Here is a 6,037-nt window from a genome sequence, read left to right as displayed (position 1 = left end):
CCGGGATCGGCCGCAAGGGCGAGGCCTTCGTGGTGGTGTTCGACCTCGCGCGCCTGATGGCGGGCGACGCCCCGGCGCTCCGCGATGCAGCTTGAGATCGGCTCCGTCCTGCAGGACGGCCATTACCGCTCGATCGCCGCGCTGATCGAGGAGCGGGTCGGCATCCAGCTCCCGGCGGTCAAGCGCACGATGGTCGAGGGCCGCCTGCGCAAGCGCGTGCGCGCGCTCGACCTCGACGGGCTCGACGCCTACGGGCGTCTCCTGTTCGAGGAGGGCTTCCTCGCCCAGGAGCTCACGCACCTGATCGACTGCGTGACGACGAACAAGACCGACTTCTTCCGCGAGCCGAGCCACTTCGACTTCCTGCGCGAGGAGGCGGTGCCGCGGCTCGCCGCGCAGGGGCGCGGCCGGCCGCTGCGACTGAAGGTCTGGAGCGCCGCGGCCTCGATCGGGGCCGAGGCCTACACCCTGGCGATGGTCCTCGACGACATGGTGCGGGCCGGCCACGAGATGTCCTACGGCATCCTCGGCACCGACATCTCGACCCAGGTGCTCGCCGTCGCGGCCCGCGGGATCTACGCCACCGACATGCTGGCGCCGGTGCCGCCCGAGTATCGCCGCCGCTACGTCATGGAGGCCCGCGACCCGGCCCGCCGCGAGGGCCGCATCGTCCCCGAGCTGCGCCGCCAGGTCCGGTTCCGCCACCTCAACCTGATGGACGACACCTACCCGGTCGAGTCCGGCGTGCACGTCATCTTCTGCCGCAACGTGCTGATCTACTTCGACAAGCCGACACAGAAGAAGGTCGTCGAGCACCTGGCCCAGCACCTCGTCCCGGGGGGCTTCCTGGTGGTCGGCCATTCCGAGTCGATGGCGGGCATCGGGGCCGCCGGGCTCGTCCAGGAGACCTCGTCGATCTTTCGCCGTCCCGAGGGGGGCGGCCGGTGAGCGGCCGCGACCCGATCCGCGTCCTGATCGTCGACGATTCGGCCTCGGTGCGCCAGACGCTCGCCGGCATCCTGGGCGAGGCGCCGGACATCGTGGTGCTCGCCACCGCCTCCGACCCGTTCGTGGCCGCACGGCGCATCCGCGACGACCTCCCCGACGTGATCCTGCTCGACCTTGAGATGCCGCGGATGGACGGCCTCACCTTCCTGCGCAAGATCATGGCGCAGAAGCCGATCCCGGTGATCGTCTGCTCGGGGCTCGCCGAGCCGGGCTCGCAGCTCGTCGCCGAGGTGATGGAGGCCGGCGCCGTCGCGGTCCTGCCCAAGCCCCGGGTCGACACCCGCCAGGCGCTCATCGATTCCGGCCGGCGGGTCTGCGATGCCGTCCGGGCCGCCGCCCGGGCGAAGCCCCGGGGTGCGGGGCGGGCCCGCCCGGTCGAGGCCAAGCTCACGGCCGACGCGATGCTGCCCCCGGTGGCGAGCCGCCGGCCGGTGGTCGCGACCGAGCCCGTCATCTGCATCGGCGTCTCGACCGGGGGCACGGAATCCCTGCGCAACGTGCTCGAGCCGCTGCCGCCGGACTGCCCCGGCATCCTGATCGTGCAGCACATGCCCGAGCACTTCACCGCCGCCTTCGCGCGCCGGCTCGACGGGCTCTGCGCCATTGCCGTCAAGGAGGCCGAGGACGGCGACGTGGTGCGGCCGGGCCTCGCGCTGATCGCGCCGGGTGCGCGCCACATGCTGCTCCAGCGCACCGGCGGGCGCTATCAGGTCGCGATCAAGGACGGCCCGCCGGTCTCGCGCCACCGCCCCTCCGTCGACGTGCTGTTTCGCTCCGCCGCGCAGGCCGCGGGCGGCAACGCCCTCGGGATCATCATGACCGGCATGGGCGACGACGGCGCCGCCGGCCTCCTGGAGATGCGCCGGGCCGGCGCCCGGACGATCGCGCAGGACGAGGCGAGCTCGGTCGTGTTCGGGATGCCGAAAGAAGCGATCGAGCGCGGCGCGGCCGAGAAGGTCGTGGGCCTCGACCACATCTCCGGCGAGATCCTGCGCTTCGGGATCGCCGCGCGGGGTGGCGAGGCGGGGTGAGAACGCCCCGCCCGAACCTCGGCTCCGCGCCGCCCGAAGGCCGGGCGGAGCCGGTGTCTCACCCGCGGGGAAACACCCGCGCCGCGCCGACCGCGAGCGCCACCCGGTCGCCCGGCTCGTAGACGTCCGTGACCTTGACCTCGACCGGGGCCTCGGCGCCGTCCAGCAGGATCTCCGCCACGGTGCCCCGCCCGGTGCGGCGCCATTCGCGCACGGTGCCGGGCAGCGTGCCGGCCCCCTGCCCGACCGTGAGGTCCCAGGGCCGCAGGCAGAGATCGACGGGGCCCTGCGGCCAGCCCGGCTCCGCCGCGATCACGGTGCGGCCGGCGACCCGGACCTCCCCGCCCGCGACCTCCGCGGACAGGCGCGCGGTCTCGCCGACGAAGGACATCACGAAGCGCGAGGCCGGGTGGTCCTGGACCTCGTGCGGCGCGCCGACCTGCTCGATCCGGCCCTTGTTGAGGATCGCGATCCGGTCGGCGAGTTCCAGGGCCTCGTCCTGGTCGTGGGTGACGAAGATCGTGGTCTGGCCGGTCTCGCGGTGGATCTCCCGCAGCCAGCGCCGCAGGTCCTTGCGCACCTGGGCGTCCAGCGCCCCGAACGGCTCGTCGAGGAGCAGCACCGACGGCTCGACCGCCAGCGCCCGGGCGAGCGCCACCCGCTGGCGCTGGCCGCCCGAGAGCTGGCCCGGGAACCGCTTGGCGAGGTCGGGCAGCTGCACGAGTTCGAGCAGGCGCTCGACCCGGCGGCGGATCTCGTCCTCCCGCGGACGCTGGGCCCGGGGGCGCGAGCGCAACCCGTAGGCGATGTTCTCGAACACCGTCAGGTGGCGGAACAGGGCGTAGTGCTGGAACACGAAGCCGACGCCGCGGCTTTGCACCGGGATGTCGGTGGTGTCCTGCGAGCCGAAGAACACCCGTCCCCCGTCGGGGATCTCCAGCCCGGCGATGACGCGCAGCAGCGTGGTCTTGCCCGAGCCCGAAGGGCCGAGAAGCGCCAGGAGCTCGCCCGGCTCGATCGCCAGGCTGACGCCTTCGAGCGCCGCCGGACCCGCGCCGCCATAGCTTTTGACGATGCGATCGACCCGGACCGAGGTGCCGGCCTGGCGCAGGCGCTCGGCGGACGAGGCCTCGACCGGGCGGGCCGACGCCTCGCGGCGCAGGGACAGGGCGGTGGGAGCGAATCCTGCCGTCATCTCAATGGGCTCCGCGTCCGGCCAGCGCATCGGCATGGCGCCATTCCAGGAAAGACTTACCCGCCAGGGTGACGAGCGCGAGGAGCGCCAGCAGCGAGGCGATTCCGAACGCCGCCACGTAATTGTACTCGTTGTACAGGATCTCGACATGGAGCGGCATGGTGTTGGTGAGACCCCGGATGCGGCCAGACACGACCGAGACCGCCCCGAACTCGCCCATCGCCCGGGCGTTGCAGAGCAAGACCCCGTAGAGCAGCGCCCAGCGCACGTTGGGCAGGGTCACGGTGCGAAAGACCCGCCACGGGCTGGCCCCGAGGGTCAACGCGGCTTCCTCGTCGGTGGTGCCCTGGTCCTGCATCAACGGGATCAGCTCGCGGGCCACGAACGGGAAGGTGACGAACACCGTGGCGAGCACGATGCCCGGCACCGCGAAGATGATCTCGATCCCGTGGCGTTGCAGGAACGGGCCGAGCAGGCCCTGCGCCCCGAAGATCAGCACGTAGATCAGGCCGGCGACCACCGGCGAGACCGAGAACGGCAGATCGATGAGCGTGATGAGAAGGTTACGGCCGCGGAAGTCGAACTTGGCGATGGCCCAGGAGGCGCACAGGCCGAACACGACGTTGAGCGGCACCGCGATCACCGCGACGAGGAGGGTCAGGCGGACCGCCGCGAGCGCATCGGGCTCGGCGAAGCTCGCGAAGTAGGGCCCCAGGCCCTTGCTCAGCGCCTCGACGAACACCACCGCCAGCGGCAGCAGCAGGAACAATCCCAGGAAGGCGACGGCGAGAACCGTCAGCGCGATGCGGACCGGGCGCGGCTCGGTCAGCGCCGCATGCGCGCTGGCGGCGGCCGGGCGGGCCGGAGGGCGGATGGAGGGGACGGTGGTCTCAGACATGCCCGAACCTGCGGCGGCTGAAATCCTGCAAGAGGTTGATGGCGAGAAGCGCGGTGAAGGACATCAGCAGCATCACGGCGGCGATCGCCGTGGCGCCGGCATAGTTGAACTCTTCGAGCTTGATCACGATCAGGAGCGGCGCGATCTCCGAGACGTAGGGCAGGTTGCCGGCGACGAAGATCACCGAGCCGTATTCCCCGACGGCGCGGGCGAAGGCCAGCGCGAAGCCCGTCAGCATCGCGGGGATCAGGGGCGGCAGGATCACGGTGACCAGCGCCCGGAACCGCGAGGCGCCGAGGATCGCCGCGGCCTCCTCGCTCGACTTGTCGATCTCGGCCACCAGCGGCTGCACCGTGCGGACGCAGAACGGCAGGCCGACGAAGACGAGCGCCACCAGGATGCCGAGCGGCGTGTAGGCGACCTTGATGCCGAGCGCCATCAGGGGCTCGCCGAGCCAGCCGTTCGGCGCGTAGAGGCTGGCGAGCGCGATGCCGGCCACCGCCGTCGGCAGGGCGAAGGGCAGGTCGACGAGCGCGTCGATGATCCGCCGGCCGGGAAACCGGTAGCGGGTCAGCACCCAGGCGATCAGGAGCCCGAACACCGCGTCGATCGCGGCCGCCGCGAGCGACAGGCCGAACGAGGTCTTGAGCGCCGCGAGGTTGCGGGGATCGGTGATCAGGGCCCACAGGCCGGCCGGGCCGACGCTGGCGGCGCGCAGAAGCAGCACCGCCAGCGGCAGGAGGACGATGAGGGTCAGGTAGGTGAGCGTGATCCCGAAGGTCAGGCGAAAACCCGGGATCGCCGTCGGGCGCCGGAAGCGGGGCCGGGCCGCCGCCCGGCCCGCGGGCAGGGCCGCGGCGTCGCTCATTGGCGGGACTTCAGGATGGCGTCGAACACGCCGCCATCGTCGAAATGGGTCTTTTGGGCCTTGGCCCAGCCGCCGAAGGTGTCGTCGATGGTGACGAGCTTCAGCTTGGGGAAGCGGGCGAGGTCCGCCTTGTCCGCCGCCGCCTCGTCGCGCGGGCGGTAGAAGTTCTTGGCGATGATCCGCTGGGCTTCCGGCGTGTAGAGGAATTGCAGGTAGGCCTCGGCCTGCTTGCGGGTGCCCTTCTGGTCGACATTGGCGTCGATCAAGGCCACCGGCGGCTCGGCCAGGATCGAGATCGACGGCACGACGATGTCGAACTTGCCCTTGCCGAATTCCTCGTCGGCCAGGAACGCCTCGTTCTCCCAGGCGATCAGCACGTCGCCGAGGCCCCGCTGCACGAAGGTGGTGGTGGCGCCGCGCGCGCCGGTATCGAGCACCGGCACGTTCTTGAACAGGGCCGTGACGAAGTCCTTCGCCTTGGCGTCGTCGTTGTTGTTCTTCGACAGCGCGTAGGCGTAGGCCGCGAGGTAGTTCCAGCGCGCCCCGCCCGAGGTCTTCGGGTTCGGGGTGATGACCTGGATCCCCGGCTTCACCAGGTCGTCCCAGTCCTTGATGCCCTTCGGGTTGCCCTTCCGGACCAGGAACACGATGGTCGAGGTATAGGGCGTCGAGTTGAACGGCAGCCGCTTCTGCCAGTCCGCCGGCAGCTTCTTCGAGCGGGCGGCGATGGCGTCGATGTCGCTGGCGAGCGCCAGCGTCACCACGTCGGCCGGCAGCCCGTCGATGACCGAGCGGGCCTGGGCGCCGGAGCCGCCATGGGAGGCGCGCACCGTCACGGTCTCGCCGGTCTTGGCCTTCCACTCCTTGGCGAAGGCGGCGTCGATCGCCCGGTACAGCTCCCGGGTCGGGTCGTACGAGACGTTCAGCAGCGTCTGCGCCTTGACCGGGGCCGGCGCCCCGGCGAGCGCCAGGAGCGAGGCCCCGGCGGCGAGCGCGAGCGACGAGCCCCGGAACAGCCGCTTCAGGGAGCCGAGCAG

The 6,037-nt window shown here is 71.6% G+C and carries 6 protein-coding genes and 1 pseudogene; 3 read left to right on the top strand and 4 right to left on the bottom strand.

What is annotated here, in order from left to right; all coding sequences use genetic code 11:
- The 3 genes and pseudogenes from QR78_RS36660 to QR78_RS07300 all read left to right on the top strand — a co-directional run.
- Window positions 1–95 (top strand): annotated as a pseudogene (locus tag QR78_RS36660) (chemotaxis protein CheW); the annotation flags it as partial.
- Window positions 85–948 (top strand): CheR family methyltransferase, encoded by an 864-nt coding sequence (locus QR78_RS07305; RefSeq protein WP_048426834.1) that lies wholly within the window; start codon window positions 85–87, stop codon window positions 946–948. The pseudogene QR78_RS36660 and the gene QR78_RS07305, both read left to right, overlap by 11 nt.
- Entirely contained in the window at window positions 945–2,039 is a 1,095-nt protein-coding gene (locus tag QR78_RS07300) for a protein-glutamate methylesterase/protein-glutamine glutaminase (RefSeq protein ID WP_048426833.1), read from the top strand. Before QR78_RS07305 ends, QR78_RS07300 begins: the two co-directional genes overlap by 4 nt.
- A 58-nt stretch (window positions 2,040–2,097) precedes the next feature.
- Here QR78_RS07300 and QR78_RS07295 read toward each other — a convergent pair whose 3' ends face one another.
- The 4 genes from QR78_RS07295 to QR78_RS35900 are packed head-to-tail and all read right to left on the bottom strand — an operon-like array spanning window position 2,098 to window position 5,971.
- Window positions 2,098–3,234 carry a sulfate/molybdate ABC transporter ATP-binding protein gene (locus QR78_RS07295; RefSeq protein WP_048426841.1) on the bottom strand — a complete coding sequence of 379 codons (1,137 nt, stop codon included), beginning with the start codon at window positions 3,232–3,234 and terminating at the stop codon, window positions 2,098–2,100.
- Window position 3,235: 1 nt separating this feature from the next.
- Window positions 3,236–4,132, bottom strand: coding sequence for a sulfate ABC transporter permease subunit CysW (gene cysW, locus QR78_RS07290; protein ID WP_179945802.1), 897 nt, complete (start codon window positions 4,130–4,132; stop codon window positions 3,236–3,238).
- Entirely contained in the window at window positions 4,125–5,000 is an 876-nt protein-coding gene (cysT, locus tag QR78_RS07285) for a sulfate ABC transporter permease subunit CysT (RefSeq protein WP_048426832.1), read from the bottom strand. Before cysT ends, cysW begins: the two co-directional genes overlap by 8 nt.
- A complete protein-coding gene (locus QR78_RS35900; protein ID WP_244276331.1) occupies window positions 4,997–5,971 on the bottom strand; it encodes a sulfate ABC transporter substrate-binding protein in 975 nt (324 codons plus the stop codon). Before QR78_RS35900 ends, cysT begins: the two co-directional genes overlap by 4 nt.
- Between the last annotated feature and the right edge of the window lie 66 nt (window positions 5,972–6,037).

The sequence above is a fragment of the Methylobacterium indicum genome, assembly GCF_001043895.1.
Classification (GTDB): Bacteria; Pseudomonadota; Alphaproteobacteria; order Rhizobiales; family Beijerinckiaceae; genus Methylobacterium; species Methylobacterium indicum.
The sequence above is the reverse complement of the archived record's forward strand: the minus strand, read 5'-3'. Positions and strand labels throughout refer to the sequence as shown.

What these genes read in the sequence shown, in the direction of transcription:
- QR78_RS07305 (WP_048426834.1), top strand. Translation starts at nt 85, where the DNA reads ATGCAGCTTGAGATCGGCTCCGTCCTGCAGGACGGCCATTACCGCTCG.
- QR78_RS07295 (WP_048426841.1), bottom strand. Translation starts at nt 3,234, where the DNA reads ATGACGGCAGGATTCGCTCCCACCGCCCTGTCCCTGCGCCGCGAGGCG.
- cysW (WP_179945802.1), bottom strand. Translation starts at nt 4,132, where the DNA reads ATGTCTGAGACCACCGTCCCCTCCATCCGCCCTCCGGCCCGCCCGGCC.
- cysT (WP_048426832.1), bottom strand. Translation starts at nt 5,000, where the DNA reads ATGAGCGACGCCGCGGCCCTGCCCGCGGGCCGGGCGGCGGCCCGGCCC.